24 protein-coding genes are annotated in these 26,768 nt (G+C 62.1%); 10 read left to right on the forward strand and 14 right to left on the reverse strand.

Annotation, left to right across the window (positions count from 1 at the left end):
- Positions 1-64: 64 nt before the first annotated feature.
- The 5 genes from CGA22_RS23905 (at position 65) to CGA22_RS23925 (ending at position 4,705) form a co-directional block, all read left to right on the forward strand.
- Complete coding sequence (locus CGA22_RS23905) at positions 65-1,222, forward strand: D-alanyl-D-alanine carboxypeptidase family protein (protein ID WP_041024392.1); 1,158 nt, start codon at positions 65-67, stop codon at positions 1,220-1,222.
- A 79-nt stretch (positions 1,223-1,301) separates the two neighbouring features.
- Complete coding sequence (locus CGA22_RS23910; RefSeq protein ID WP_041024391.1) at positions 1,302-1,577, forward strand: DUF493 domain-containing protein; 276 nt, start codon at positions 1,302-1,304, stop codon at positions 1,575-1,577.
- On the forward strand, positions 1,577-2,224 hold the full coding sequence (gene lipB / locus CGA22_RS23915) for a lipoyl(octanoyl) transferase LipB (RefSeq protein WP_041024390.1): 648 nt from the start codon (positions 1,577-1,579) through the stop codon (positions 2,222-2,224). Before CGA22_RS23910 ends, lipB begins: the two co-directional genes overlap by 1 nt.
- A gap of 1 nt (position 2,225) precedes the next feature.
- Positions 2,226-3,248, forward strand: a complete 1,023-nt coding sequence (lipA, locus tag CGA22_RS23920) for a lipoyl synthase (protein WP_024776648.1) — start codon at positions 2,226-2,228, stop codon at positions 3,246-3,248.
- A 506-nt stretch (positions 3,249-3,754) separates the two neighbouring features.
- A complete protein-coding gene (locus CGA22_RS23925; protein ID WP_041020101.1) occupies positions 3,755-4,705 on the forward strand; it encodes an LD-carboxypeptidase in 951 nt (316 codons plus the stop codon).
- 98 nt (positions 4,706-4,803) lie between these two features.
- Here the strand turns inward: CGA22_RS23925 and CGA22_RS23930 are convergent, their stop codons facing one another.
- From CGA22_RS23930 to leuS, 5 genes are all read right to left on the reverse strand, one after another.
- Positions 4,804-6,126 carry a lytic murein transglycosylase gene (locus CGA22_RS23930; protein ID WP_041022109.1) on the reverse strand — a complete coding sequence of 441 codons (1,323 nt, stop codon included), beginning with the start codon at positions 6,124-6,126 and terminating at the stop codon, positions 4,804-4,806.
- A 72-nt stretch (positions 6,127-6,198) separates the two neighbouring features.
- Positions 6,199-6,363 carry an alternative ribosome rescue factor ArfA gene (arfA, locus tag CGA22_RS23935; RefSeq protein WP_041022108.1) on the reverse strand — a complete coding sequence of 55 codons (165 nt, stop codon included), beginning with the start codon at positions 6,361-6,363 and terminating at the stop codon, positions 6,199-6,201.
- Positions 6,364-6,623: 260 nt separating this feature from the next.
- Positions 6,624-7,661 carry a DNA polymerase III subunit delta gene (gene holA / locus CGA22_RS23940; RefSeq protein WP_041022107.1) on the reverse strand — a complete coding sequence of 346 codons (1,038 nt, stop codon included), beginning with the start codon at positions 7,659-7,661 and terminating at the stop codon, positions 6,624-6,626.
- 39 nt (positions 7,662-7,700) lie between these two features.
- Positions 7,701-8,306: an LPS assembly lipoprotein LptE gene (gene lptE, locus CGA22_RS23945; protein ID WP_041022106.1), complete on the reverse strand. Its 606-nt coding sequence runs from the start codon at positions 8,304-8,306 to the stop codon at positions 7,701-7,703.
- A 90-nt stretch (positions 8,307-8,396) separates the two neighbouring features.
- Positions 8,397-11,003, reverse strand: coding sequence for a leucine--tRNA ligase (gene leuS, locus CGA22_RS23950; protein ID WP_041022105.1), 2,607 nt, complete (start codon positions 11,001-11,003; stop codon positions 8,397-8,399).
- Positions 11,004-11,294: 291 nt separating this feature from the next.
- Here leuS and CGA22_RS23955 point away from each other — a divergent pair, with 291 nt between their 5' ends.
- Positions 11,295-11,615: a hypothetical protein gene (locus CGA22_RS23955; protein ID WP_024780842.1), complete on the forward strand. Its 321-nt coding sequence runs from the start codon at positions 11,295-11,297 to the stop codon at positions 11,613-11,615.
- A 115-nt stretch (positions 11,616-11,730) separates the two neighbouring features.
- Positions 11,731-12,492, forward strand: coding sequence for a YdcF family protein (locus CGA22_RS23960; protein WP_041022104.1), 762 nt, complete (start codon positions 11,731-11,733; stop codon positions 12,490-12,492).
- A 154-nt stretch (positions 12,493-12,646) separates the two neighbouring features.
- Here CGA22_RS23960 and lnt read toward each other — a convergent pair whose 3' ends face one another.
- From lnt to miaB, 5 genes are all read right to left on the reverse strand, one after another.
- Complete coding sequence (gene lnt / locus CGA22_RS23965) at positions 12,647-14,170, reverse strand: apolipoprotein N-acyltransferase (protein WP_041022103.1); 1,524 nt, start codon at positions 14,168-14,170, stop codon at positions 12,647-12,649.
- Positions 14,171-14,197: 27 nt separating this feature from the next.
- The gene (locus tag CGA22_RS23970) at positions 14,198-15,037 is read right to left on the reverse strand and encodes an HlyC/CorC family transporter (protein ID WP_003205870.1); all 840 of its coding nucleotides are present in this window, start codon (positions 15,035-15,037) and stop codon (positions 14,198-14,200) included.
- Between the two features lie 40 nt (positions 15,038-15,077).
- Positions 15,078-15,536, reverse strand: a complete 459-nt coding sequence (gene ybeY, locus CGA22_RS23975) for an rRNA maturation RNase YbeY (protein WP_041022102.1) — start codon at positions 15,534-15,536, stop codon at positions 15,078-15,080.
- Positions 15,529-16,536 carry a PhoH family protein gene (locus tag CGA22_RS23980; protein ID WP_041022101.1) on the reverse strand — a complete coding sequence of 336 codons (1,008 nt, stop codon included), beginning with the start codon at positions 16,534-16,536 and terminating at the stop codon, positions 15,529-15,531. The genes ybeY and CGA22_RS23980 overlap by 8 nt, the downstream gene beginning before the upstream one ends.
- Before the next feature lie 238 nt (positions 16,537-16,774).
- Entirely contained in the window at positions 16,775-18,103 is a 1,329-nt protein-coding gene (gene miaB, locus CGA22_RS23985) for a tRNA (N6-isopentenyl adenosine(37)-C2)-methylthiotransferase MiaB (RefSeq protein WP_188258728.1), read from the reverse strand.
- A gap of 133 nt (positions 18,104-18,236) precedes the next feature.
- On the opposite strand from miaB, the gene CGA22_RS23990 reads away from it, so the two are divergent.
- Positions 18,237-18,566 carry a DUF1820 family protein gene (locus CGA22_RS23990; protein WP_003185742.1) on the forward strand — a complete coding sequence of 110 codons (330 nt, stop codon included), beginning with the start codon at positions 18,237-18,239 and terminating at the stop codon, positions 18,564-18,566.
- A 139-nt stretch (positions 18,567-18,705) separates the two neighbouring features.
- Here the strand turns inward: CGA22_RS23990 and CGA22_RS23995 are convergent, their stop codons facing one another.
- The 4 genes from CGA22_RS23995 to CGA22_RS24010 all read right to left on the reverse strand — a co-directional run bounded on the left by CGA22_RS23995 (position 18,706) and on the right by CGA22_RS24010 (position 22,254).
- Positions 18,706-19,260: a tetratricopeptide repeat protein gene (locus tag CGA22_RS23995; RefSeq protein WP_041023074.1), complete on the reverse strand. Its 555-nt coding sequence runs from the start codon at positions 19,258-19,260 to the stop codon at positions 18,706-18,708.
- Positions 19,261-19,477: 217 nt separating this feature from the next.
- The gene (gene hemL, locus CGA22_RS24000) at positions 19,478-20,761 is read right to left on the reverse strand and encodes a glutamate-1-semialdehyde 2,1-aminomutase (RefSeq protein ID WP_041023073.1); all 1,284 of its coding nucleotides are present in this window, start codon (positions 20,759-20,761) and stop codon (positions 19,478-19,480) included.
- Between the two features lie 23 nt (positions 20,762-20,784).
- Positions 20,785-21,411, reverse strand: a complete 627-nt coding sequence (gene thiE, locus CGA22_RS24005) for a thiamine phosphate synthase (RefSeq protein ID WP_041023072.1) — start codon at positions 21,409-21,411, stop codon at positions 20,785-20,787.
- A gap of 45 nt (positions 21,412-21,456) precedes the next feature.
- Positions 21,457-22,254 carry a hydroxymethylpyrimidine/phosphomethylpyrimidine kinase gene (locus tag CGA22_RS24010; RefSeq protein ID WP_041023071.1) on the reverse strand — a complete coding sequence of 266 codons (798 nt, stop codon included), beginning with the start codon at positions 22,252-22,254 and terminating at the stop codon, positions 21,457-21,459.
- A gap of 301 nt (positions 22,255-22,555) precedes the next feature.
- Here CGA22_RS24010 and CGA22_RS24015 point away from each other — a divergent pair, with 301 nt between their 5' ends.
- Together CGA22_RS24015 and CGA22_RS24020 are read left to right on the forward strand one after the other, a co-directional pair.
- Positions 22,556-24,940 carry a hybrid sensor histidine kinase/response regulator gene (locus CGA22_RS24015; protein WP_041023070.1) on the forward strand — a complete coding sequence of 795 codons (2,385 nt, stop codon included), beginning with the start codon at positions 22,556-22,558 and terminating at the stop codon, positions 24,938-24,940.
- Between the two features lie 73 nt (positions 24,941-25,013).
- Entirely contained in the window at positions 25,014-26,663 is a 1,650-nt protein-coding gene (locus CGA22_RS24020) for an acyl-CoA dehydrogenase family protein (protein ID WP_041023069.1), read from the forward strand.
- Positions 26,664-26,768 lie beyond the last annotated feature (105 nt).

Genomic DNA, 26,768 nt, shown 5'->3' on the forward strand with positions numbered 1-26,768 from the left:
CCGTCAAGAAGGCTGCCTGTTTAGTATTGCCTCCGGGCAGTCCATTAGCGATTTCGAGAGACGGATGAACATTACCACCTTTGCCAAACGCCTTTGCCTGTTAGTCCCGCTGCTTCTTTCACCCGCCGCGTTCGCGGTCGAGATGATGCCGTCGCCTCCGCAACTGGCGGCCAAGGCCTTTGTGCTCATGGACGCCAGCAGCGGCAATGTGCTGGTCGAGAGCAACGGTGACCAGCGCCTGCCACCGGCCAGCCTGACCAAGCTGATGACCGCCTACATCGCGACCCTGGAAATCCGTCGTGGCCAGATCGGTGAGAACGATCCGGTGACTGTCAGCGAAAACGCCTGGCGCACTGGCGGTTCGCGGATGTTCATCAAGGTCGGCTCGCAGGTGACCGTCAGCGACCTGCTGCACGGCATCATCATCCAGTCCGGCAACGACGCCAGCGTCGCCCTGGCCGAGCACATTGCCGGCAGCGAAGATGCATTTGCCGACATGATGAACAAGACGGTCGCCGACCTGGGCATGACCAACAGTCACTTCATGAACCCCACCGGCCTGCCGAACCCCGAGCACTACTCGTCGGCACACGACATGGCGGTCCTGGCGCGGGCGATCATTCATGAAGACCCGGCGCACTACGCCATCTATTCCCAGAAGGAATTCTTCTGGAACGGCATCAAGCAGCCTAACCGCAACCTGCTGCTGTGGCGCGACAAGACCGTCGACGGCCTGAAAACCGGCCACACCGACGAGGCGGGCTACTGCATGGTGTCCTCGGCGGTACGTGACGGCATGCGCCTGATCGCCGTGGTGTTCGGTACCAGCAGCGAAGTGGCCCGTGCCGCTGAAACCCAGAAGCTCTTGACTTACGGTTTCCGTTTCTTCGAAACCCAGACGTTCTACCAGAAAGGCACCGAACTGGCCCAGGCCCAGGTCTGGAAAGGCACCAGCAGCCAGGTGAAAGCCGGCCTGGCCGAAGACCTGACCATGACCCTGCCAAAAGGCCAGCTCAAGAAGCTCGCCGCCAGCATGACCCTGAACCCGCAACTGACCGCCCCCATCGCCAAGGGCGACGTGATCGGTAAAGTTGAAGTCAAACTGGAAGACAAAGTGGTGCACAGCGCCGACTTGATCGCGCTGGATGCGGTCGAGGAAGGTGGTATCTTCCGCCGCATGTGGGATAGCATCCGGCTATTCTTCTACGGCTTGTTCAACTGAATCGAATGTTGACTGCATGGCCCCGTTCCTGTCCGGCGCGGGGCCTTGTTCGTTATCACGTCTACGAGGCCGTTACGCCATGACAGACTCAGAAGTAAAGGCGCCAAAGATCGAATTTCCCTGCAAGGACTATCCGATCAAAGTAATTGGCGACACCGGAGTGGGCTTCAAGGACAAGGTCGTTGCCATCCTTGAAAAGCACGCCACCGTCGATCTCCTGACCCTGGCCGAGCGCCAGAGCAGCAATGGCAAGTACACGACGATTCAGTTGCACATCGTTGCCACCGGCCAGGAGCAGCTGTACGACATCAATAGCGAGCTGCGGGCGACCGGCGTCGTGCACATGGTGTTGTGATGCCGGGCACGCTGGGCTTTCGCGAGCTGGGACAGATGGCTTATGAGCCGGTCTGGCATGCCATGCAGCGCTTCACCAACGAACGTGGCAACACCGCCGAAGACGAAGTCTGGCTGGTGGAACACCCGCCGGTGTTCACTCAGGGCCAGGCCGGCAAGGCCGAACACCTGTTGCTGCCGGGGGATATCCCGGTGGTGAAGGTCGACCGGGGCGGGCAGGTGACTTACCATGGCCCCGGCCAGTTGGTTGCCTACCTGCTGCTGGACGTGCGCAAGCTGGGGTTCGGCGTGCGCGAGCTGGTGACGCGCATGGAGACCTGCCTGATCGAGCTGCTGGCCAGCTACGGTGTCACGGCGCAGGCCAAGCCAGATGCGCCGGGGGTGTATGTCGACGGAGCGAAAATCGCCTCCCTGGGTCTGCGGATCCGCCACGGCTGTTCGTTTCACGGCCTGGCGTTGAACGTGGACATGGACCTTTCGCCGTTTCGACGGATTAATCCCTGTGGTTACGCGGGGCTGGCGATGACCCAGCTACGCGATCACACAGGATCGATTGAATTTGCCGAGGTAAGTGCCCGGCTGCGCGCGCAGCTCGTCAAACACCTCGACTATGCTGAGCAGACGACCCTCACGGGCGGAATCGACTGATATGACTACTGATGCAGTGCAAACCATGATCCCGACGCAGGATGTTACCGAGCGTCCGGCCCCACGTGCCAAAGTCGAAGCCGGCGTCAAGCTGCGCGGCGCCGAGAAGGTTGCGCGCATCCCGGTCAAGATCATCCCGACCACCGAATTGCCGAAGAAGCCGGACTGGATCCGCGTACGCATTCCGGTGTCCCCGGAAGTCGACCGTATCAAGGCCCTGCTGCGCAAGCACAAGCTGCACAGCGTCTGCGAAGAAGCCTCCTGCCCGAACCTGGGTGAGTGCTTCTCCGGCGGCACCGCGACCTTCATGATCATGGGTGACATCTGCACCCGTCGCTGCCCGTTCTGCGACGTCGGCCACGGCCGGCCGAAACCACTGGACGTCAATGAGCCGGAAAGCCTGGCTATCGCCATTGCCGACCTGAAGCTCAAGTATGTGGTCATCACCTCGGTGGACCGTGACGACCTGCGTGACGGCGGTGCCCAGCACTTTGCCGATTGCATCCGGGAAATCCGCAAGCTGTCGCCGAACGTGCAGCTCGAGACGCTGGTGCCGGACTATCGCGGTCGCATGGACATCGCCCTGGAAATCACCGCCGCCGAGCCGCCGGATGTGTTCAACCACAACCTGGAAACCGTGCCGCGCCTGTACAAGGCTGCGCGCCCGGGGTCGGACTACCAGTGGTCGTTGACCTTGTTGCAGCGCTTCAAGCAGATGATGCCGCACATTCCGACCAAGTCTGGCTTGATGCTGGGCCTGGGCGAGACCGATGAGGAAGTCATCGAGGTCATGAAGCGTATGCGTGAACATGACATCGATATGCTGACCCTGGGGCAGTATCTGCAGCCTTCGCGTAGTCACCTGCCGGTGCAACGTTTTGTGCATCCGGATACCTTTGCCTGGTTTGCTGAGGAAGGGTACAAGATGGGCTTCAAGAATGTGGCTTCGGGGCCGTTGGTGCGGTCTTCGTATCATGCTGATGAGCAGGCTAAGTTGGTCAAGGCGGAGTTGTTGGGTTCCTGATTGGGGTTGGACCGTATGGGTGTATATCCGTTGCTGCGGTGATGGCGGCTGGCGGTTCCGCCCTTACGGCGGGGTACTTTTGGCAAACGCCCCAAAAGTAACCAAAAGGTCTTGGCCCCACCACTCGGTGCCTCGCCTAGGCTCGGCATGCCCTCACTCCGGCATTGCTCCGTGGGCCCGCCGCGAAGGGCCATCCATGGCCCAGCGCGGCTAACCCGGCATCCATGCCGGGTTGCCCACTACGCAATACCTGCGTTCGGCCGTCGTGGTTAACGGGGCCCTAAGATCAAAAGCAGAAGCAAAAGCAAAAGCAAAAGCAAAAGCAAAAGCAAAAGCAAAAGCAAAAGCAAAAGCAAAAGCAAAAGCAAAGCGGTTTTATAGCGATCTGTCTTTGACGCGTACACACTCCCCCTGTGGGAGCGAGCCTGCTCGCGATAGCGGTGGCTCAGTTTGCATGAAGCAATGGATCTGCAGACCAATCTGACCCTCCACAGGGAACCCCACGAATGACCCTTCACCCCCTCCAGACCCTGTGCCCCCACCAACCTGTCCCGGCCCTCCCAGCCCAAGGACTGATCGGCGTGATCGCACCCGCTGGCCCGGCCCCTTTGGACACGGACAAGGCGGTGCAGTGGATGCGTGACCGTGGTCATGAGCTGCGGATATTCCCGGGGGTCTACGAGAAGGACGGTTACCTGGCCGGCAGTGATGACACGCGGCTCAACGACTTGCATGAAGCCTTCGCCGATCCTGAGGTCAACGCCATCATTTGCTTGCGCGGCGGCTATGGCACGCCACGTCTGCTGGATCGCGTCGACTTCGAGCTCTTGCGGCGCAACGCCAAGCCTTTTGTCGGTTATAGCGATATCACTGCGCTGCACCTGGCTATCAGCCGTTACGCGGGGTTCGTCACCTTTCACGGGCCGCTGCTCAATGCCGATCTCCTGGGCGGCAAGGAGCCTTCGACGGTCACCTCGTTTTTCAGCCTGCTGCGTGGGCAGTTGAAGGCGGGCGATGTGCTGAGCCATCCAGAGGCTTACCCCTTGACCACTGTCTGGCCTGGTACCGCCCATGGGCGTCTACTGGGAGGCAATTTGTCGATCATTGCGGCGACCATGGGCACGCCTTATCAGATCGACGCCGAAGGCGTGATCCTGTTCATCGAAGACGTCAACGAGCCGCTGTATCGGATCGACCGATTGCTGACCCAGCTACGGTTGGCGGGCACGTTGCAGAAGTTGCGTGGGGTTCTGGTGGGCGACGTAGCCGGGGTGGATGGCGAAGCGCTGAACCGCTTGCTCAAGCAGACCTTCGAGCCGTTACGGATCCCGGTGCTGTCCGGCTGGCGCAGCGGTCACTGCGATCCGAATCTGACCTTGCCCATGGGCGCATTGGTGAGTCTGGATGCGGGGGAGAAGAGGTTGGTGTTGGAGCAGGATGTGGTGGTGGGGCGGTAGTGCGGCGTTGATTGGACGTCAGTCTTCGCGAGCAGGCTCGCTCCCACATTGAAATGCAATTCCCTGTGGGAGCGAGCCTGCTCGCGATAGCGGATCAATCAGCGCTTGCGCAGGTTCTCCAGCAACTGATGTGTCGGGTACCCATCCGCCGGCCAGCCGAGTGACTGCTGGGCGCTGCGAATCGCTTTTCGGGTGTTGGCACCGATGATGCCATCGGGGGTGCCGGCATCGTATTGATGCTGAGCCAGCAGCGTCTGCAGCTCTATGCGCTCGGTGCGGCTCAATGGCAGGTCGTCCTTGGGCCACTGGCCATAGACTAGCCCGCCACCCTTGAAGCGCTCCGACAACAGTCCGACCGCCAATGCGTAGGATGACGAGTTGTTGTACTTGAGGATGGCGCGGAAGTTGTCGAATACCAGGAACGCCGGGCCTCGGTAGCCAGCCGGTAGCAGCAGCGCTGCGGGCAGTTGTTGGTCACCTGGAGGAATCGGCATGCCGTCGTAGGTGGATACGCCCAACCGTATCCATTCGGAGAGCGGCTTACGGATCGTGCCGTTGGCCAGGGAGTAGTCGAACCCTTCTTCGAGTTCTACCTCGAAACCCCACGGCTGACCGCGTTGCCAGCCAGAGCTTTGCAGGTAATGCGCGGTCGAGGCCAGGGCGTCGGTGGAACTGCCCCAGATGTCGCGGCGGCCATCGCCGTCGAAATCCACCGCATGGGTGTTGTACGTAGTGGGGATGAACTGGGTCTGGCCCATGGCGCCAGCCCAGGAACCGAGCATTTTTTCCGGGGCGATATCACCCTGTTGCAGGATTTGCAGCGCGGCGATCAGTTGTGCATGGGCGAAGCCCGGGCGTCGGCCTTCATAGGCCAGGGTCGCCAGGGAGTTGATGACGGACTTGGTGCCCTGGAATTGGCCGAAGTTGCTCTCCATGCCCCACACTGCCACCAACGCCTCACGATCAACACCGTAGCGCTGCTCGATGCTTTGCAGGATCTGGGCGTTCTGTTGAATCAGCGTCTTGCCTTTGTTGACCCGCAGTGGCGATAACGCGCCGTCGAGGTATTCCCACACGGGCCGGGTGAATTCCGGCTGGCTGCGATCGGCCTTGATCACGCTCATGTCGGGGCTCACGCCGATAAAGGCGCGATCGAACAGGTCGGCGCGGATCCCGGCGGCCAGTGCTTCCTTGCGAAAGCCGGCCTGCCATTCGGCGAAGGTCTGGGTCGGGACGATGTCCAGGTTTTCACCGGTCGGCACCACAGGCGGGACCATGGCCGGGGCGGTCACGGCAGGAACGGTCTGGAGCGGTTGGGCATCGGCGGCGGTGGGTTTTTCTGCGCAGGCGACAAGCAGTGCGAAGCTTGTGGCGGCAATCAGTTGGCGCAGTGGCCAGCGGCGGGTAAGGCAAAAGGGCATGCAGGGGTCCAGAAATGCAAATCAGGTGCTGACCTTATCATGGGCAGGGTGCAAAGGGCTTGTCCGGATGTTTCAAGCCGCCATAAAGCAAGAAGCCTCCCAGTTGTCAGACTGGAAGGCTTCGCGGCGGTAGCTGCCTTTGCCCTTGGCGGGACGTTCCTGACGGCTGCGGAACAGGGGCTGGGCGATGATGGACTTGGCCTTGTTGGGGCCATGCTTGGATGGCTTTTTGCTCATGCTCGGATCTCTCGTGGCGGTGGGTTTTGCGGGGCAAATCATGGGGCAGGGCTGGGGTGTTGTCCAGTCCTTGCAGGCAGGAGGAAATGTGTGCGGAAGTTGCGGCCAGCGAGCTTTGTGGCGAGGGAGCTGTGGGAGCAAGGCTTGCCCGCGACGAAGCTGACGCGGTTTGTCCTTGAACCGAGGCGCCTGTGTCGCGAGCAAGCTTTGCTCCCACAGCAAGCTCCCTAGCCACAGAAGCATCTGACAGGTGAGGTAGGTTATTCGGCAGGCAGCGCCAGTCGCTGACCGGCCATCAGCAGGGACAGGCGACTGAGGCTCATCCACGGCGATCCGGCGGCCTGGCCCTTGATCTGTGCGTCGATGCGCTGGGCCTCCAGCAGCAACTGCGCCCAGCGCGACGCCGAGTAGCGTTGCAGGGCCTTGCTCATCAGCGGCTTGCGTTTGTCCCATACGGGCGGACGGGCTTGGCTGAAGGCTTTGTCCAGCGGTACGCCCTGGCTGTATTGCAATGACAGGTTCGCCAGCAGGCGCAGCTCCCGGGCCAGGGCCCAGAGAATCACCGGCGGCTCGACGCCTTCGCCGCGCAGGCCTTCAAGCATGCGCAGGGCGTGGGCGGCTTCGCCGTTGAGGATCGCATCGGTCAACCCGAAGACGTCGAAGCGCGCGCTGTCGGCCACGGCGGCCTGTACCGTTTCCACGGTGATCTGACCGCCCTCGGCCATCAGCTTGAGCTTTTCGATTTCCTGGGCGGCAGCCAGCAGGTTGCCTTCGACCCGGGCGGCGATCAGCTCCACCGCGTCCTGGCTGGCCGACAGGCCGGCCTGGGACAGGCGTTGGCGGATCCAGCTCGGCAGTTGGCTGACGTCCACCGGCCAGATCTGCACGAACTGGGTCTGCGGACCTTCAACCAGGGCCTTACCCCATTTGGTCTTTTGCGCGCTGCCGTCGAGTTTCGGCAGGCTGATGAGCAATACCGTGTCCTCGGCCGGCCTCGAGCAGTACTCGATCAGCGCGGCAGCGCCCTTGTCACCGGGTTTGCCCGAGGGCAAGCGCAGTTCCAGCAGACGCTTTTCGGCGAACAGCGACATGCTCGCCCCGGCCTGCAGCAACGTGCCCCAATCGAAACTGGCGTCGGCGGCAAACACCTGGCGTTCGTCAAAGCCTTGTTGGCGGGCGGCGGAGCGAATGGCGTCGGCGGCTTCCTGACACAACAGCGGATCATCGCCGCTGATGACATAGACCGGCGCGAGGGCGCCTTGCAGGTGTTTGCCGAGTTGGGCGGGGGCGAGTTTCATAAGAGAAGGCATGCGGGGCGCCGGAGCGCCCCACGAAGCTTATTCAGCCGGGATTTGCATCGGCGACTGCTGCGGGGTTTCCGCTTCAGCCTTGCGTGCCGCTTCCAGCGCGTCGGCTTCGGCCTTGGCACGGGCATCGGCAGTTTGTTGCAACTGCGCCAGCTGGGTCGGGTTGAGCTGTTGCAGGCGCAGCATCATGCGCTGGACAAGGTCACGACGCATTTCACCCCGTGCTTCGATCGACTCCTGGTCAGACCCGGTGATGTTGTTGCCATCGTGCAGGTAAACCTTCTGCACCTGGAGTTTGTCGTCCAGCAGCGACAGATTGTTCTGGCCGCGGATTTCATAGCTCAGCTCGTTGGTCAGTTGGTACTCGGCCGAACGACCGGCGCCGGCATAACTCAAGCTGCGCTGGCTTTCCTGTTCATTGACCAACACCAATTTATACGGCGCCCCGGCGTACACCTTCACGCCGCTGTTTTCCAGGGTCTGGCGGAGCAACTTCACGGTGTCGCCGTAGGCGTTGCGTGCGCTGAGGTCCAGTTCCTTGATGGCCAGTTCGGTGGTGCCGGTGCCGCGCAGCTGGAAGCCGCAGGCGCTCAGCAGGACCGTCAGGCACATCACCAGCAGATTACGTTTCATCATCTTGTTGCTCCCCTTGAAACCTATGGGCCGGCAGTGCGGCCCCGGCAGGTCATATTCGGCGCCGGGTCCCTGACCCGGCGCCCGATCCAATTAGCTTGCGACGATGTTGACCAGTTTGCCGGGCACGACGATCACTTTACGGATCGTCAGGCCATCGACGAAGCGCAGCACGTTTTCATTGGTCCGTGCGGCGGCTTCGACTTCTTCGCGCGTTGCGGTGGCCGGCATGTCGATCTGGCCGCGCAGCTTGCCGTTGACCTGGATGACCAGGGTCAGGCTGTCCTGCACCAGCGCGCTTTCGTCCACCACCGGCCAGCCAGCATCGATCACCGGGGCAGCGTGGCCCAGTTGATTCCACAGCTCGTGGCTGATGTGCGGCGTGATCGGCGCGAGCAACAGCGTCACGGCTTCCAGGCCCTCGTGAACCAGTGCGCGATCCTGCTCGGTCGCCTGCGCGGCTTTTTCCAGCACGTTCATCAGCGTCATCACCTGGGCGATGGCGGTGTTGAACTTGTGGTTCTGGCCGACGTCATGGCTGGCCTGCTTGATGGCCAGGTGGATCGAGCGGCGAATGGCTTTCTGTTCATCGTTCAGGCTCGCGATGTCCAGTTTCCCCGGCAGACCCTGGACGACGTGAGCCTGGGCCAGGCGCCAGACGCGCTTGAGGAAGCGGTGCGACCCCTCGACGCCGGAGTCGGACCATTCCGCGCTCATGTCGGGTGGCGAGGCGAACATCATGAACAGGCGGCAGGTGTCTGCGCCGAACTGGTCGATCATCGACTGTGGGTCGACGCCGTTGTTCTTCGACTTGGCCATCTTCTCGGTGCCGCCGATTTCCACCGGCAGGCCGTCTGCGATCAGCTTGGCGCTGATGACCTTGGCTTTGCTGTCGCGTTCGAGTTCGACGTCGGCCGGGTTGAACCAGGTGTAGGCACCGTTGGCTTCGCGACGATAGTAAGTCTCGGCGACCACCATGCCCTGGGTCAGCAGGTTCTTGAACGGCTCGTTGGAGCTCACCAGGCCTTCGTCACGCATCAGCTTGTGGAAGAAGCGCGCGTAGAGCAGGTGGAGAATGGCGTGTTCGATGCCGCCGATGTACTGATCCACCGGCAACCAGTGGTCAGCGGCGGATTTTTCCACCAGGCCACCTGTATAGTGCGGCGAGGCGTAGCGGGCGTAGTACCACGAGGACTCGACGAAGGTGTCCATGGTGTCGGTTTCACGCTTGGCCGGTGCGCCGCATTTCGGGCAGTTGCACTCGTAGAACTCGGGCATGCGTGCCAGGGGCGAACCGGCGCCGTCGGGTACGACGTCTTCCGGCAGGACCACGGGCAGTTGATCTTCCGGTACCGGTACGTCACCGCAGGTCGCGCAATGCACGATCGGGATCGGGCAGCCCCAGTAACGCTGGCGGCTGATGCCCCAGTCGCGCAGGCGGAACTGGGTGCGCGAGGCGCCCAGGTTCTTCTTGATCAGGGCGACTTCGATGGCGTCGAACGCGCCGGCGAAATCCAGGCCGTCGAACTCGCCGGAGTTGATCAGCTCGCCGTGTTCGCCGTAGGCGTCCTGCCAAGGGGCCGGGGTCTGGTCACCGGCGCTGGTGCGGACCACGGTCTTGACCGGCAGGTTGTACTTGTGGGCGAACTCGAAATCGCGCTCGTCGTGGGCCGGTACCGCCATGACGGCGCCATCGCCGTAGTGCATCAGCACATAGTTGGCGACCCATACCGGGAGTTTTTCACCGGTCAGCGGGTGCTCGACGAACAGCGAGGTCGGCACGCCTTTCTTTTCCTGGGTGGCAACGTCGGCTTCGGCGACGCTGCCGCCCTTGCATTCGGCAATGAACGCCTGCAGCGCAGGATCGTTCTGTGCCGCCAGGGTCGCCAACGGGTGCTCGGCGGCCACGGCCACATAGGTGGCGCCCATCAGGGTGTCCGGACGGGTGGTGAAGACCTTCAGGGTGCCGGCTTCGCCAATGGAAGCGACGTCGTAGGGGAACTGCACTTCCATGCCCCGGGACTTGCCGATCCAGTTGCGTTGCATGGTCTTGACCTGCTCGGGCCAGCCGGTCAGTTCGTCGAGGCTCTCCAGCAGTTCATCCGCATAGGCGGTGATCTTGAAGTAGTACATCGGGATTTCGCGCTTTTCGATCAGCGCGCCGGAACGCCAGCCGCGACCGTCGATCACCTGTTCGTTGGCCAGTACGGTCTGGTCCACCGGGTCCCAGTTCACGGTGCCGTTCTTGCGGTAGATCACGCCTTTTTCGAACAGGCGGGTGAACAGCCACTGTTCCCAGCGGTAGTAGTCGGGCTTGCAGGTGGTGACTTCCCGGGACCAGTCCACCGCCAGGCCCAGGCTGCGCAGCTGGGACTTCATGTAGGCGATGTTTTCGTAGGTCCATTTGGCGGGTGCGACATTGTTCTTCATCGCGGCGTTTTCCGCCGGCATGCCAAAGGCGTCCCAACCCATGGGTTGCAGGACGTTCTTGCCTTGCATGCGCTGGTAGCGGGAGATCACGTCGCCGATGGTGTAGTTGCGCACGTGCCCCATGTGCAGCTTGCCGCTGGGGTAAGGGAACATCGACAGGCAGTAGTAGGTTTCCTTGCCTGGCTGTTCACTGACTTCAAAGGACTTTTGCTCGTCCCAGAACGACTGGGCGGCGGCTTCGATTTCACGGGGCTGATAGTGTTCGTGCATGGCTACTTTTGTACTGAATGGGGTGGCCCAATCCTCTTCGTTGCCATGCTGGACGCAGACGACGCCGAATGCGGCGCTTTCGATGCCCAGCGGAGCTGGAAGTGGAGTTACAGGAAGCGCCGTAGCATACATGACCGCACTCTACGGAGGGAAACCCTGATTGCGCTCGGGCGGTGTCGACAGCCGGCGTTGCCGGGCGTTCAGGGCCGTTGGTCGCGGCGTCCTGTCGGTTTGCCCAGCGAAGCTAAGCTTCTCAATGGGGAGTGAGTCTTATCTTCAATGAGGTGAGGGATGGTTGAATCACAACGAGAAGTCGCTACACCGGAGTTGTATGAAAAGCTGATCGATCGTCTCGGGGTGGCCCTGGACGCTGCAAGAACCGCCGGACGCTTGCGTAATGAACGTCCGGCAGAGCTGGAACTGCGAGGCTTGAGCCCCGCGGAGTTCGAACTGGTCAAGGCTTACCTCGAACAGGTCGGACATCAGGCCCGCACAAGCGGGGCCCAGGTACTCCAGCGTCTTGATGCGCCCCGTTCGGCCAAGGTTGTCTGGCTCAAGGATCGGACGCCTGACAAGGATGCTGTAAAAGTCCGGTCGCTGCAGTTCAAGTAAAGCCGGATTCACGCGTTGCGCTTTTTTGGTCCAAGCTTTTGATTCAGGTTTCTTTCGAATCAGTTGTCGCTTTGCGTCAACCCACCTAGGCTTCGGGCATCTGTGGAGATGCCCGATGCCGTTTCGCTATTTCATCAAACAATTGCTGCTGCCGCCCGGCATTCTTTTGCTGCTGCTGGCGCTTGCCTGGTGGTGGCGCAACTCCCGGCCGCGTCTGGCCCGGGTGTGCTTTATCGCGGGGTTGGGTGGTTTCTGGCTGATGAGCCTGCCTGTGGCGGTGCAATGGGGGGCGAAGGCGCTGGAGCGTGAGCCGCCGCTGTCTCGCAGTGAGTGGGCGACCCTGGCCGAGCGTGCCGACGCCATCGTGGTATTGGGCTCGGGCCGCGAGCGCGGTGACCTGGCCTGGGGCGCCGACCAGCCCTCTGGCGTCGGGCTGGAGCGCCAGCGTTATGCGGCGCGGCTGGTCAAGGCGTCTGGATTGCCCGTGCTGACTTCCGGGGGCTTGCACTACGGCACGCCGCCCAGCGAGGCGAAGCTGATGGCCGATTCGCTGTTGGATGATTTTGGCGTCACCGTGCGCTGGCAAGAGGGACTCAGCCGCACCACCTGGGAAAACGCGCAGATGACCGCCGCGATCCTGCACCCGGAAGGGATCCGTCGCGTCGTGGTGGTGACCCAGGCGTGGCACATGCCGCGCGCTGTCTGGAGTTTCCAGCGAGCCGGGTTCGAAGTGGTCGCCGCACCGGTGGGCTTCCTGGGGCAGGACAATGCCCGGCCACTGGGCGGCTGGATGCCGGAGTTCAAGTCGATCTGGCAGTCGGGGCAGTTGATGAATGAGGCGGCGGGGTTGGTGGGGTATTGGTTGTTCTATCGCTGAGGTGTTACCGGATCATTCCCACGCTCCTGCGTGGGAATGCCTCAAGGGACGCTCTGCGTTCCAAATCGGGCTGGCGTCGGCCGCCAATGTGACGCGGAGCGTCACGGGCTGCATTCCCACGCGGAGCGTGGGAACGATCAAACTTGCAAATCGGTTAAACGGTCTTGGCGATCCGTCCCGTCACCAACGCCCAGCCCAACAGCAACACGCACAGGATGATCAACGGCCACGAGCGCCATTGCAGGTACGGCGTCAACTCGTGCATCGGCACCACTTCGCCGTACAGGATGCCGCGTTCGAATTGCGGGATCCGTGCAGTGATCTGGCCGAAGGGGTTGATCAGCCCGGTCACGCCGTTGTTGGTGGCGCGAATCATCCAGCGGCCGGCTTCCAGGGCGCGCATCTGGGCCATTTGCAGGTGCTGCAGCGGGCCGATCGAGGTGCCGAACCAGGTGTCGTTGCTGATGGTCAGGAGCAGGTCGCTGCGGGCCGAGAGGCCGGCGGCGAACTCCGGATACACCACTTCATAACAGATGAACGGTGCGATCTGATAACCCTTGGCTTGCAGCAACGGCTGATCGGCCGGACCCCGGGCGAAGTCCGACATGGGCAGGTCGAAGAAGGCGATCAGGCCGCGCAGCAGGTCCTGCAAGGGCACGTACTCGCCGAACGGCACCAGTTTCTGCTTCAGGTAAGTGCCGTCACCTTCGCCGGTCACGGTGATGCCGTTGAAATAGCGTTTCTCATGACGTACCAACTGGCGAATCGGTACGCCGGTGATCAACGCCGAATGCCGCTCGGCAGCGAAACTGCCCATCATGTCCAGGTAGCCCTGGGCAGATTCCTTGAGCACCGGGACCGCGGTTTCCGGCCAGATCAGCAAGTCGACGCGCTTGGAGGTAAAGCTCATGTCGCGGTACAGCGCCAGTTGGGCGTTGAGCTGTTCCGGATCCCACTTCATGCTCTGTTCGATGTTGCCCTGGATGGCGGCAACGCTGAGCGGGTCACCCGAGGGGCTGGTCCAGGCATGGCCCTTGAGCGCCATGCCGGCCACCCATGGGCCGATCAGCAGGACCACGCCCGTCGCGATAAAGCCCTTGCGTCCGGCGCGGATCAAGCGGGGGGCGTTGTACAGCAGCGCAGCGGTCAGGGCCAGGGTGAAGGAAATCAGCCACATCCCACCCACCGGTGCGAGACCGGCCAAGGGGCCGTCGAGCTGGCTGTAACCGGAGTAGAGCCACGGGAAACCGGTGAGGAACCAGCCGCGAAAGGCTTCCTGGCCCAACCACAGCGCGGCGAATGCCAGGGCGTCGGCCAGCGGGGCTTCGTTGCGTCGCAGCCAGCGTGCCCAAAGCCAGGCGGGCAGGGCGAAGAACCAGGCGATGGCGGCCACGAACAGCAGCATCAACAGCCCGGCGAGCAGCACCGAGGCGCCACCGAAGTTATGGATACTGACGTAGATCCAACTGGTGCCGGCGCCAAACAGGCCAAAACCGAAGCACCAGCCCCGGCCCAGGGCCTGTCGCGGCGAAAGTTCGCGCAACCCGGCATAGAAAAGTCCGACCGCCAGCAATGCCAGTGGCCAGATGTCGAACGGTGCCAGGGCCAGGGTGGTGATCGCACCGGCCGCCACGGCCAGCAGGTTACCGGGCCAGCCGGGGCGGGTTATCCAGCGCATGTATGTCCTTAGCGGGTCTCGCAGGGGTTATCGGCCAATGGGTGACAGGCGCAGCAGGTGGATCCGGCGGCTGTCGGCGTTCAGGATGCGGAAGCGCCAGGAGCCGATCTCCGTGGTTTCGTTGCGCTTGGGCAGGTGTCCGAAAGCGCTCATCACCAGGCCACCGACGGTGTCGAACTCGTCGTCGGAAAATTGGCTGTCGAAGAATTCGTTGAAGTTCTCGATCGGCGTCAGGGCCTTGATCAGGAAGTCGCCGCTGGGCAGTGGCTTGATGTAGCTGTCTTCCTCGACATCGTGCTCGTCCTCGATGTCGCCGACGATCTGCTCGAGCACGTCTTCGATGGTGACCAGTCCGGCCACGCCGCCGTACTCGTCGATGACGATGGCCATGTGGTTGTGGTTGGCGCGGAACTCACGCAACAGCACGTTCAGGCGCTTGGACTCGGGCACGAAGGTGGCCGGGCGCAGCAAGTCCTTGATATTGAAGCTGTCGCCGTTTTCCTGGAGGATCAGTGGCAGCAGATCCTTGGCCAGCAGCACGCCCATGACGTCGTCATGGCTCTCACCGACCACCGGGTAGCGCGAGTGGGCGGAGTCGACCACGGCCGGCAGGAACTCGCGGGGTGTCTGGGTCGCCTTGATGCTGACCATCTGCGAGCGCGGAACCATGATGTCCCGTACCTGCAGGTCAGCGACCTGGATGGCGCCTTCGACGATGGCCAGCGCTTCGCTGTCCAGCAGTTTGTTCTGGTGGGCGTCGCGCAGCAGCTCCAGCAGCTCCTGGCGGTTTTTCGGCTCATGGGCAAAAGCCTGGGTGAGCTTGCCCAGCCATGACTTCTGCCCGTTGCTCGATCGATCTTCGCTCATAGCGATTACTCTGAATCCTTTGTCGTTACAGGTTGATGTATCAGTGTTCGTCGCCGGCGTAGGGGTCGGCATGACCCAGCTCTGCAAGCAACGTTCGTTCCAGTGCTTCCATTTCTTCGGCTTCGTCATCTTCAATATGGTCGTAACCAAGCAGATGCAAGCAGCCGTGAATGACCAGATGGGCCCAGTGGGCCTCGGAAGGTTTGCCTTGTTCCGTGGCTTCGCGCTCCACCACCGGGACGCAGATCACCAGGTCCCCCAGCAGCGGGATGTCGAGCAGTTCGTCGGGGACGTCGGCGGGGAAGGACAGCACATTGGTCGCGTAGTCTTTCTGGCGCCAGGTGCGGTTCAGTTCGCGGCCTTCGGGTTCGTCCACCAGGCGGATCGTCAGTTCCGAGTCGGCACTGCGCTGGCGCAGGGCCAGTTCGCACCACTGGCGGAACTGGACTTCGCTGGGGACGGCGTGTGCGCTGGCCAGTTGCAGGTCAAGTTCAAGCATCTTGGCGGTTGCCTTTGCTTTCGTGCATATCCTCGGCGCGTTGCTCGAAGCGCTCGTAGGCTTCGACGATGCGCTGCACCAATGGATGGCGCACGACGTCCTTGGGCAGGAAATGCGTGAAGCTGATGCCCGGCACGTCCTTGAGCACCTGGATCACGTGGTTCAGCCCGGACTTGGTGCCGCGGGGCAGGTCGACCTGGGTGATGTCCCCGGTGATGACGGCAGTGGAGCCGAAGCCGATCCGGGTCAGGAACATCTTCATTTGCTCGACCGTGGTGTTCTGGCTTTCGTCGAGGATGATGAAGCTGTTGTTCAGGGTGCGGCCACGCATGTAGGCCAGCGGAGCCACTTCGATGACCTGGCGTTCGATCAGCTTGGCAACGTATTCGAAGCCGAGCATTTCATACAGCGCGTCATAGAGAGGGCGCAGGTACGGGTCGATTTTCTGGGTCAGGTCGCCGGGCAGGAAACCGAGTTTTTCCCCGGCTTCGACCGCCGGACGCACCAGCAGGATGCGCCGCACCTGTTCGCGTTCCAGGGCATCGACCGCGCAGGCCACGGCCAGGTAGGTCTTGCCCGTACCAGCCGGGCCGATACCGAAGTTGATGTCGTTGCCCAGGATTTCCTTCACATAGCGCTGCTGATTCAAGCCGCGAGGGCGAATCATGCCTTTCTTCGTGCGCAGGGCCACGGCAGGTTCCGCCGGTGCGTGGTTGTCGAGCTCTTCGACGGCCGACTCCTGCAGGAACAGATGGACAGTGTCCGGCGACAGCTCGCTCCCCTTGGTTTCCCGGTAGAGGCGGCGCAGCAGGTTTTCCGCGGAGGTGGTGTGCTTGGGTTCGCCGATCAGCTCGAACTGGTTTCCGCGGTTGCGGATCTCGATGGCCAGGCGCTGTTCGATCAAGCGCAGATGCTCGTCGAATTGCCCGCACAGATTGGCGAAGCGGCGAGCCTCAAAGGGCTCGAGGATGAAACGATGGGGTTCGATGGGTGCGTTCAAGGTCGTTTTTAGCCGCCCAGGGGCAATTGAGATGAAATCAAGGATAACGCCAGTAGGCTGGGTGCGAAAGCTCTTAAACAGGTGAATCCGATCACAGAGTTGGCACAACCCATAGTGGGAGCAAGGCTTGCCCGCGATGAAAGCGCCGCAACCTTGCTGAAGATCGCGCTGCCTTGATCGCGGGCAAGCCTTGCTCCCACAGGTCTTGCTTGCACAGGCAATAGTGTTTTTGAAAAGGTTACTGAACCAGCGAACCCCGCAGGGAGTGCGGTTGCGCGGAGTCGATGTGCACGTCGGCGAACTGGCCGATCAGGGCCGGGGTGTCGCAGCGGAAATTGACGATGCGATTGTTTTCGGTCCGACCTTGCAGTTCGCCCGGGTCTTTTTTTGAATAATCGGTGACCAGAATCCGTTGGACGGAACCGACCATTTGTCGGCTGATCTCGAAACCTTGCTGGTTCAGGCGGTGTTGCAAGGCGTTGAGCCGCTCTTTTTTCAGTTCTTCTGGGGTGTCGTCCGCCAGGTCGGCGGCCGGGGTGCCGGGGCGCTGGCTGTAGACGAACGAGTAGGAGAAGTCGAAACCCACTTCTTCGATCAGCTTCATGGTCTGTTGGAAGTCTTTCTCGGTTTCACCGGGAAAGCCCACGATGAAGTCCGAACTGATGCAGATTCCCGGCACCGCCGCCCGCAGTTTGCGCAGCTTGGATTTGTATTCCAGTGCCGTGTGGTTGCGCTTCATGGCCGCGAGGATCCGGTCGGAACCCGACTGCACCGGGAGGTGCAGGTGCTTGACCAGCTCGGGGACCTCGGCATGGGCACGGATCAGGCTGTCGGAGAACTCCAGCGGATGGGAGGTGGTGTAGCGAATGCGGTCGATGCCGTCCACAGCCGCCACCACGCGGATCAGCTCGGCGAGGTCCGCCAGCCGTCCGTCGTGGGTCAGGCCGCGATAACCATTGACGTTCTGCCCCAGCAGCGTCACTTCCCGCACGCCGTTTTCCGCCAGGTGGATGATCTCGGCGATCACGTCATCGAAGGGACGGCTGACTTCTTCGCCCCGGGTATAAGGCACCACGCAGAACGTGCAGTACTTGCTGCAGCCTTCCATGACCGAGACATAAGCACTCGGGCCGTCGATACGCGGCTCGGGCAGGTGGTCGAATTTTTCGATTTCAGGGAACGAAACGTCCACCTGCGGCAGCTTGGTGACACGGGCTGCGTCGATCATCTCCGGCAGGCGGTGCAGGGTCTGCGGGCCGAAAACCACGTCCACGTACGGTGCACGGTCACGAATGGCGGCGCCTTCCTGGCTGGCCACGCAACCGCCCACGGCGATGACCATTTCCGGATTGGCCAGCTTCAGCTCGCGCCAGCGGCCGAGTTGGGAATAGACCCGGTCCTGGGCGCGTTCGCGGATCGAGCAGGTGTTGAGCAGGATCACGTCCGCGTCTTCGGCGCGTGCGGTGACTTCCAGGGCCTGGTGCTCACCCAGCAGATCGACCATGCGCGAGCTGTCGTACTCGTTCATCTGGCAACCGTGGGTTTCGATGTAAAGCTTCTTGGCCATGGAGGGAGTCATCACGTGATTCAAAGAACCGCGCATTATAGGGAACAAGTCCCGCGGTTCCTACCGCTGTGCGAGCAGTGGCTATGCTATAGTTCGCGCCCTCATTTTTACCTGCCGATGTGTTTCGCCCGCCATGACCAAACGTGAAGCTCCAATCTACAAGGTGATTTTCCTCAACCAGGGCCAGGTGTTCGAAATGTACGCCAAGCAGATCTATCAAAGTGATCTGTGGGGCTTTCTGGAGGTGGAAGAGTTCGTCTTTGGCGAGCGCACGCAAGTGGTCGTCGACCCGAGCGAAGAAAAGCTCAAAGCGCAGTTCGAAGGCGTGGTGCGCAGCTTCGTGCCGATGCATTCGATCGTGCGCATCGACGAAGTGGAACGCCTGGGCACCCCGAAAATCAGCGAAGCCCGGGGCGCGGTCGGCAATGTGATGCCGTTTCCGATGCCGATGCCTGAGAAGTAAGGTTCAAGTCCGAGTCGTTGCCAATCGCGAGCAGGCTCGCTCCCACACTGGATAACAGGTGTCCACAAATCTTGTGTTCACAGGGTGACAATGTGGGAGCGAGCCTGCTCGCGATGAGGCCATCAAGGCCACAGCAAAATCAGGGTAAGGGCGAGAAGGGCGTGCGCCCATCGGCGTTCTGCAGTTCCATCAGGTATTTGCGGAAGATCTGTCCCAGCACCTGGGTCGCCACTTCCAGTTCGTCACGGGGCATCTGCTCGGCGACTTCGTCGGCGGTGTCCAAGGCATCTTCGGCGCCGTTGACCGCCGCCATCTTCAGCACTATGTAAGCCTGGACGTTATTGGCGGGTACGCCTTCGCCATGGAAGAACATGCCGCCCAGCTTGAATTGGGCCTGGGCATGGCCCTGCAGCGAGGCTTTTTCGAAATAGTTGAGGGCTTGCTTGAGGTCGCGTGGCGCGGCCTTGCCTTCGTAGTAGAACTCGCCCAACTCGTATTGCGCTTGTGCATCGCCTGCGTCCGCTGCTTTTTGACAGGCGTCGAGTGCCGGTGCGAGATCTTGTGGCTGGGTATTGAGCGTGCAACGGCCCACCGCCGGGATCAACAACGAGTTGCCGCCTGCTTGTGCATTCGCGAGCAGCGGCTGAAAGAGCAACAGGCAGCCCAGGGCAAGGGTGCGGCCGGTGCGGTTCATGGGAATCGACTTACCTCTGAGGGGCGCGCGGACCCTCCGGGGGATCCAATAAGCGCGCATTATGAAATAAGCAGGGCCATCCTTACAAAGTCTTTACTCGTTTTTCTGCTGCCAGAGCGTGTCGGCGGCTGCTTTATAGATCAATACGTAGGAAAAGAGACAATGCTTGTCGGTAATCACTGACGCCGGCATCAGCCAGCGTCAGTTATCCACAGGCCTATTTCATGGCGGCAAAGGCCCGCTCGGCCGCGTCGAGGGTGATCTTCAGCTCGGCCTCGCCGTGGGCGATGGAGGTGAAGCCGGCTTCGAACGCGCTCGGCGCCAGGTAAACGCCGCCTTCGAGCATCAGGTGGAAGAAGCGCTTGAAGCGATCCGCGTCGCTGGCCATCACGTCTTCGAACGTCACGATGTCGTCGGCGCCACTGAAATACAGGCCGAACATGCCGCCGGCCTGGGTGGTCACGAACGGGATGCCGGCCGCATCGGCGCGAATCTGCAGGCCGTCGAGCAGGCGGGTGGTGAAGTCGGTCAGCTCGGCATGGAAGCCCGGCCGGCTGATCAGGCGCAGCGTGGTCAGGCCGGCGGCCATGGCCAGCGGGTTGCCCGACAGTGTGCCAGCCTGGTAGACCGGGCCCAATGGCGCGATGCATTCCATGATGGCGCGCTTGCCGCCGAAGCAGCCTACCGGCATGCCGCCACCGATGATCTTGCCGAAGGTGCTCAGGTCCGGCGTCACGCCGTAATGGGCCTGGGCACCGCCGAGGGCGACACGGAAACCGGTCATCACTTCGTCGAAGATCAAGACCACGCCGTGTTTGTCGCACAGGCTGCGCAAGCCTTCGAGGAAGCCTGGCGCCGGCGGTACGCAGTTCATGTTGCCGGCCACTGGCTCGACGATGATGCAGGCCACCTCCTGGCCAACCTCGGCGAGCATTTTCTCGACTTCTTCGAGGTCGTTGAACGGCAGGGTCAGGGTGTGTTTGGCGAACGCCGCCGGTACACCGGCGGAACTCGGCACGCCCTGGGTCAGCGCGCCGGAACCGGCCTTGACCAGCAGGCTGTCGGAGTGACCGTGGTAGCAACCTTCGAACTTGATGATGCTGTCGCGGCCGGTGTAGCCCCGTGCCAGGCGGATCGCGCTCATGGTCGCCTCGGTGCCGGAACTGACCATGCGCACCATCTCCATCGACGGCACGATGGCACAGACCAAGTCGGCCATTTCGGTTTCCATGGCGGTCGGGGCGCCGTAGGACAGGCCGTGTTCCAGCTGCTTGCGCACGGCGTCCAGTACGTCCGGGTGGCTGTGGCCCAGGATCATCGGACCCCACGACCCGACGTAATCCACATAGCGCTTGTCGTCTTCATCCGTTACATAGGCGCCTTCGGCGTGTTTGAAGAACAACGGGGTGCCGCCGACGCTCTTGAACGCACGCACGGGGGAGTTCACGCCGCCGGGGATATGTTTCTGGGCGTTGGCAAACAGGGTTTCGGAACGGGACATGGTCGGTCTCTCGAAAGCGGAAATTATTTGATCTTCAACAGATCGTTGAATGCGCGGGCGCGGCGCGTCACTTCATGAGTGCTGTCGGCGCCGAACAGGCCATGCACCACGGCCAGCAGGTCGACACCATGGGCCACCAGCGGGGCGGCGTTGTCCAGGGTGATGCCGCCGATGGCGCACACCGGTACATGCAGTTTGAGGCGGGCCTGTTCGAGCAGTTCAAGGTTGGCGCTGGGCGCACCGGGCTTGGTGTTGGAATTGAAGAAGCGGCCGAAGGCGACGTAGCTCGCGCCTTCAGCGGCGGCCTGTGCGGCCAGTTCCAGGCTGGCGTGGCAGGTGGAACCAATGATTGCCTTGTGCCCGAGCAATGCCCGTACTGGCGCCAGCGGCCCATCGGTTTGTCCCAGGTGCACGCCGACGCCCAGGCGCGCGGCCAGTTCGGCGTCATCGTTGATGATCAGTTGGGTCTTGTAGCGCTCGCACAGGTCGCGCAGGGCTTCGGCTTCCCGCAGGCGCCGGGCCTCGTCGCTGCTTTTATCGCGGTACTGCAGCAGGGTGACGCCGCCTTCCAGCGCCGCTTCTACATAGGCGAGGAATTTACCGGTCAGCAACTGGCTGTCAGTGATGGCATAGAGGCCACGTAATTTCATTCCACAGCCCTCTGTTTCTGGCAAAAAATGTGACTGGCAAAAATGTTACGAACAGAAGTCCAGCGGCAGGCGACGTGGCACGAACTGGCCTTTGCCCAGTTGTTCGGCGTCACGCAGGGTGCGCCAGGTGTAATCCAGGGCGGTGCGCACGGCGCTGGCGAGCTGTTCGCCCTGGGCCAGTCGACCGGCCAGGGCGCTGGCCAGGGTGCAGCCGGAACCATGGTAGCTGCCGGGCAAGCGCTGGCAGGTAAACGTCTCGCGGCGACCATCCCGGCTGTACAGGCGGTTATGGACTTCATGTTCATCGCCATGCCCGCCGGTGATCAACAGGTGCTGGACGAAGGGCAGCAGTTTTTCGGCGCATTCATCGGCGCTGCCCTCGGGCAGTTCGGCAAGGATGCGGGCTTCCGGCAGGTTCGGGGTGGCGATGATCGCCAGGGGCAGCAAGCGTTCGCGCATGGCGTAGCCGACTTCATCCTTGCCCAGGCGTCCGCCACCGCCGGCGCGCAGCACCGGGTCGCAGACCATGGGCAGGTGCGGGTGCGCCTGGAGCAGTTCGACCACGGTGTCGACCATCTCCAGGGAGCCGAGCATGCCCAGCTTGACCGCTGCTACTGGCGAATCGTTGAGCACGGCATTGGCTTGCGCCAGGACCCACTCGCGATCGAGTACGCGGAAGTCGCTCACGTTCACCGTGTCTTGCACGGTCAGCGCGGTAACGGCCGGGGCGGCATGGCAGCCCTGGGCGAGCAGGGCTTCGATATCTGCCTGCAAGCCGGCGCCACCACTGGGGTCGTGGCCGGAGAGACAGAGGACAACGGGGCGAGAGCTGTAGATATTCATGGTGCGCGAGCTTACCACCAAACCCCTTCGGTCGGCGCCACCGATAAAATTCCCGTGCCGTTGGGTGAACGATGCTCCGCAGCGGCATGCTACTTGACCAAAGCAACAGCTCTATCTCAATGCTTTGTTCTGAAACGCCCGTTCTAGAGCCTTCTGAGAGAGAAATTTCGATGGTGCAAGTTGGCCATCAACGGCTATGCTAAGGATGGATCCAACTCAATAACAGGTAATGCCGGTTTTACGTCTACTCAGGGAATGGGGGGCTTCCTGACTCAACCGGACAGGCCACGCTGGGGCTTAAATGCGCTATTTGCTGATGTTGCTGCTGTGCTTGTCCCCCTTGGCAAGCGCCCTCGAATTCGACGAATTCACCCAAAGCCTGCCCCTGGGCCAAGCGCTGCAAGTGTTCGAAGACGCAAACGGCACCGCCACCCTCGACGATGTGTTGGCCGAAGCCGCTGCCGGCCGCTTCAAGCCCCATGACAAGGAAACGCTGAATGCCGGTTACTCGCGGTCGGCGTTCTGGCTGAAAATCGACCTCCACTACCGTCCCCACAATATGAATGCCCAGCGCACCTGGTTGTTGGAGCTGGCCTATCCGCCATTGGACCACCTCGATCTGTATCTGCCTGATGCCAGCGGAGTCTATCGCCTGGTTCGCCAGACCGGTGATGCGCTGCCATTCAGTGCCCGGGAAATTCGCCAGAACAACTACCTGTTCAGCCTGGATTTCGTCCCCGATCAGCACCAGACCGTTTATCTGCGCCTGCAGAGCCAGGGTTCGATCCAGGCGCCCTTGACTCTGTGGTCCAGCACCGCTTACCTCGAACAGCAGCCGGTGCGCTTGTATGTGCTGGGAGTTATCTATGGCGTGCTGCTGGGCATGCTGGTGTACAACCTGTTCATCTACCTGAGTGTGCGGGACACCAGTTACCTTTATTACATCGTCTATATCGCCTCGTTCGGCCTGTACCAGTTGTCGGTCAACGGTGCCGCCGCCGAGTATTTCTGGCCGGACAACCCCTGGTGGACCAACGCCGCGACACCGTTCTTCATCGGCTGCGCGGGCCTGTTCGGCAGTCAGTTTGCCCGCAGCTTCCTGCAAACCGCCCAGCACAGCCGCTGGCTCGATCGCCTGCTGTTGGCGCTGATGATCTTCAGCGCGGCGGTGGTGGGCCTGTCGCTGATGGCCAGTTACGCCTTGGCACTGCGTCTGGCGACAGCGTTGGCACTGGTGTTCACGGTGGCGATTTTTGCTGCCGGCCTGTTCGCCTGGTGGCGTGGGCTGAGGGTGGCGCGTTACTTCATCATTGCCTGGTCGGCCTTTTTGCTGGGAGGCATCGTCAACACCCTGATGGTGCTTGGTTATCTGCCGAACGTGTTCCTGACCATGTACGCCAGCCAGATCGGCTCGGCCATCGAAGTGGCGTTGCTGTCCCTGGCCCTGGCCGACCGCATCAATGCCATGCGCGAGCAACAGGCCCAGACCCTGCTGGATGCCGGGCAGAAGCTGGAAGTGCTCAACCAGCAACTGGCCCACGGTAACAAGCTCAAGGACGAATTCCTCGCGACTCTGACCCATGAACTGCGCACGCCCATGAATGGCGTCATCGGCTCGCTGGAGTTGATGGAAACCGTCGAGATGGACGAGGAACTGACCCAATACCAACAGACTGCCGCCGGCTCGGCGCGGGACATGATGCGCATGGTCAACGGCATGCTGACCCTCACGGAATTGCAGGCCGGCAAGCTCAAGGTCAATCCGGCGCCGTTCAGCCTGCGCGGGATGCTCGATGTCTTGCAGGTGCAGTTCGCGGCCAGTGCGCAGGCCAAGGGCCTGGATTTCAAAGTCGATGTAGCGCCGGGGCTGGTGGACCGGCTGCTGGGTGACAGCTGCAAGTTGACCCAGTGCCTGGAATGCCTGCTGGACAACGCCATCAAGTTCACCCGGATCGGCGGTCTGGCCCTGCGCGTCAGCGGCAAACCGATGGAACATGATCGCTGGGGGCTGTCCTTTGCCGTGATCGACACGGGGATCGGCTTCACCGACCTGGGTGAGGCGACCTTGTACCAGCGCTTCTTCCAGCTCGACGGTTCCATGACCCGGGAGTACGGAGGCCTGGGCGTGGGCCTGGCAATTTGTCGGCAACTGGTGGGGTTGATGGGCGGACGCTTGACCCATACCTCCGAGCCTGGGCGCGGCAGCCGTTTCCAGCTGGACATCGAATTTGAAATGGCCTTGCCGTTGGCGGGCCCCACGCCGTTTCCGTTCAGCAGAAGACACGGTACCCGTCAGCCCCAGGACTGCACGGTGCTGCTGGCCGATGACGACAGCATCGATCAACTGGTCATGCGCGGCATGCTGCTCAAGCTGGGCTACCGGGTGCGCACCGCCGACAGTGGCCGTGGGGCGCTGGAGCTGTTGCGGGACGACAGTTTCGATGCCGTGGTGCTCGATTGCCAGTCGCCACCTTTGGACGGCGTGTCGGTCTGCTGCCAGATCCGTACCCTGGCCGGTTGTGAAGATTTGCCGGTGCTGGTGGTCGGCCCGAACCTGGACCCGAATGGTTGCCCGGCGGGCGCCTTGGTCGATTACCTGGGCAAGCCGGTGAAATTCGAGGTTCTGCAGGCGATTCTGCAACGTCGTGTGCTGTGTCCGGGGCAGGGCGAAAGCGCCGACATTTAGGCGGGTATGACACTTTGTTCAGCCTGGAGGCAGTGCTTAACTGGTTCCTGCTGGCCGACCGAGGAGCCCCGTCATGAACCTGCACCAGTTCGCCGAAACCCATGATGTCACCAACCAGCCGCCCTCCCTGGACGGCGCCAACCTGTATCGCATCGACTTGCCGCTGCAGCAATGGTCGCAGCGTTTCGGTGCCGGCTGGGCTCAGGCACGGATCGATGAATACGGTGGATTGGCCGGTGGGCCGCTGATGGAGGCGGGGTTCCTGGCCAACCAGAACAAGCCGGTGTTCTCCAGCCATGACCGCTATGGTCATCGCATTGATCTGGTGGAGTTCCATCCGGCTTATCACCAGCTGATGCGTACCGCCATCGAGCATGGCTTGCCCAGCCTGCCCTGGGCTCATCCGCAACCCGGTGCCCATGTGGCCCGTGCCTCGATGACGTATCTGCACAGCCAGGCCGAAGCCGGCACAGGCTGTCCGCTGACCATGACCTTTGCCAGCGTCCCGGCGCTGCGTTTGCAGCCGGACCTGGCTGAGCGCTGGGTACCGAAAGTGCTCGCCACCGAGTACGACCCGCGCAATGTCGGCATGGCTCACAAGGCCGGCGTCACCCTTGGCATGGCCATGACCGAAAAACAGGGCGGTACCGATGTGCGGGCCAATACCACCAAGGCCTTCCCGGTGGGCGCCCGGGGGCCGGGCCAGGCCTATGAATTGGTGGGCCACAAGTGGTTCTGCTCGGCGCCGATGTGCGATGCCTTCCTGACCCTGGCCCAGACCGACAAGGGCCTGACCTGTTTCCTGTTGCCGCGCCATCGCCCGGACGACACCCGCAACCAGTTCTACATCCAGCGCCTGAAAAACAAGCTGGGCAACTGTTCCAATGCGTCCAGCGAAGTCGAGTTCCGCGGTGCCCTGGCCTGGATGGTCGGTGAAGAAGGGCGCGGCGTGCCGACCATTATCGAGATGGTGGCCATGACCCGCTTCGATTGCATGGTCGGCTCCAGCGCCCTGATGCGCCAGGCGTTGACCCAGGCCAGCCATCACTGTGCCCATCGCACCGTCGGCGGCAGGCTGTTGAGCGAGCAGCCGCTGATGCAAAACGTATTGGCTGATCTGGCGTTGGAAAGCGAGTCGGCATTGGCCCTGAGCCTGCGCATGGGAAGGGCGCTGGATCACCTGGATGATGAGCACGAGGCCAAGTTCGCCCGGCTGGTGACGGCAGTAGGCAAGTACTGGATCTGTAAGCGCGCGCCGGCGATGATCAACGAAGCCGCGGAGTGCATGGGGGGAGCCGGTTACGTCGAAGACAGCATTCTGCCGCGCCTGTACCGGGAAGCGCCGGTCAACTCGACCTGGGAAGGCTCCGGCAATGTGCAATGCCTGGATGTGCTGCGCGCCCTGTCCAAGGAGCCGGGTGTGCTGGAGGTTTTGTTCAGCGAACTGGGTGACGGCCATGGCGATAAACGCTTGGCCGGGCACATCCACCAATTGCATGCAGCGTTCAAGGACACCGACGACATCCAGTACCGTGCCCGGCAATTGACCGAAGACATCGCGGTGGGCCTGCAAGCCAGGTTGTTGCTCGAAGCGGGCAACAGCGACGTCAGCGATGCCTTCATCGCCAGCCGCCTGGGTTCGACTGGCCGGGTCTACGGCGCCTTGCCGCGAGGGTTGAATGTGGAGGCCATCGTGACGCGTTCCACCCCGCAGGGGTTTTGAGAAGCCGGCGACAGGCGCCTGTCCCTCGTGGGAGCGAGCCTGCTCGCGATGGCGTCGGCACATCCAGCATCAATGCAAGCTGACCCACCGCAATCGCGAGCGGGC

Source organism: Pseudomonas sp. PSB18 (assembly GCF_014596565.1).
Lineage (GTDB): Bacteria > Pseudomonadota > Gammaproteobacteria > Pseudomonadales > Pseudomonadaceae > Aquipseudomonas.

What these genes read in the sequence shown, in the direction of transcription:
- CGA22_RS23955 (WP_024780842.1), top strand. Translation starts at nt 11,295, where the DNA reads ATGGTTGAATCACAACGAGAAGTCGCTACACCGGAGTTGTATGAAAAG.
- CGA22_RS24015 (WP_041023070.1), top strand. Translation starts at nt 22,556, where the DNA reads ATGCGCTATTTGCTGATGTTGCTGCTGTGCTTGTCCCCCTTGGCAAGC.
- hemL (WP_041023073.1), bottom strand. Translation starts at nt 20,761, where the DNA reads ATGTCCCGTTCCGAAACCCTGTTTGCCAACGCCCAGAAACATATCCCC.
- CGA22_RS23990 (WP_003185742.1), top strand. Translation starts at nt 18,237, where the DNA reads ATGACCAAACGTGAAGCTCCAATCTACAAGGTGATTTTCCTCAACCAG.
- CGA22_RS24010 (WP_041023071.1), bottom strand. Translation starts at nt 22,254, where the DNA reads ATGAATATCTACAGCTCTCGCCCCGTTGTCCTCTGTCTCTCCGGCCAC.
- ybeY (WP_041022102.1), bottom strand. Translation starts at nt 15,536, where the DNA reads ATGCTTGAACTTGACCTGCAACTGGCCAGCGCACACGCCGTCCCCAGC.
- thiE (WP_041023072.1), bottom strand. Translation starts at nt 21,411, where the DNA reads ATGAAATTACGTGGCCTCTATGCCATCACTGACAGCCAGTTGCTGACC.
- lptE (WP_041022106.1), bottom strand. Translation starts at nt 8,306, where the DNA reads ATGATGAAACGTAATCTGCTGGTGATGTGCCTGACGGTCCTGCTGAGC.
- leuS (WP_041022105.1), bottom strand. Translation starts at nt 11,003, where the DNA reads ATGCACGAACACTATCAGCCCCGTGAAATCGAAGCCGCCGCCCAGTCG.
- arfA (WP_041022108.1), bottom strand. Translation starts at nt 6,363, where the DNA reads ATGAGCAAAAAGCCATCCAAGCATGGCCCCAACAAGGCCAAGTCCATC.
- holA (WP_041022107.1), bottom strand. Translation starts at nt 7,661, where the DNA reads ATGAAACTCGCCCCCGCCCAACTCGGCAAACACCTGCAAGGCGCCCTC.
- CGA22_RS23970 (WP_003205870.1), bottom strand. Translation starts at nt 15,037, where the DNA reads ATGAGCGAAGATCGATCGAGCAACGGGCAGAAGTCATGGCTGGGCAAG.
- CGA22_RS23960 (WP_041022104.1), top strand. Translation starts at nt 11,731, where the DNA reads ATGCCGTTTCGCTATTTCATCAAACAATTGCTGCTGCCGCCCGGCATT.
- lnt (WP_041022103.1), bottom strand. Translation starts at nt 14,170, where the DNA reads ATGCGCTGGATAACCCGCCCCGGCTGGCCCGGTAACCTGCTGGCCGTG.
- CGA22_RS23995 (WP_041023074.1), bottom strand. Translation starts at nt 19,260, where the DNA reads ATGAACCGCACCGGCCGCACCCTTGCCCTGGGCTGCCTGTTGCTCTTT.
- CGA22_RS23910 (WP_041024391.1), top strand. Translation starts at nt 1,302, where the DNA reads ATGACAGACTCAGAAGTAAAGGCGCCAAAGATCGAATTTCCCTGCAAG.
- lipB (WP_041024390.1), top strand. Translation starts at nt 1,577, where the DNA reads ATGCCGGGCACGCTGGGCTTTCGCGAGCTGGGACAGATGGCTTATGAG.
- CGA22_RS24020 (WP_041023069.1), top strand. Translation starts at nt 25,014, where the DNA reads ATGAACCTGCACCAGTTCGCCGAAACCCATGATGTCACCAACCAGCCG.
- CGA22_RS23905 (WP_041024392.1), top strand. Translation starts at nt 65, where the DNA reads ATGAACATTACCACCTTTGCCAAACGCCTTTGCCTGTTAGTCCCGCTG.
- miaB (WP_188258728.1), bottom strand. Translation starts at nt 18,103, where the DNA reads ATGGCCAAGAAGCTTTACATCGAAACCCACGGTTGCCAGATGAACGAG.
- CGA22_RS23925 (WP_041020101.1), top strand. Translation starts at nt 3,755, where the DNA reads ATGACCCTTCACCCCCTCCAGACCCTGTGCCCCCACCAACCTGTCCCG.
- lipA (WP_024776648.1), top strand. Translation starts at nt 2,226, where the DNA reads ATGACTACTGATGCAGTGCAAACCATGATCCCGACGCAGGATGTTACC.
- CGA22_RS23930 (WP_041022109.1), bottom strand. Translation starts at nt 6,126, where the DNA reads ATGCCCTTTTGCCTTACCCGCCGCTGGCCACTGCGCCAACTGATTGCC.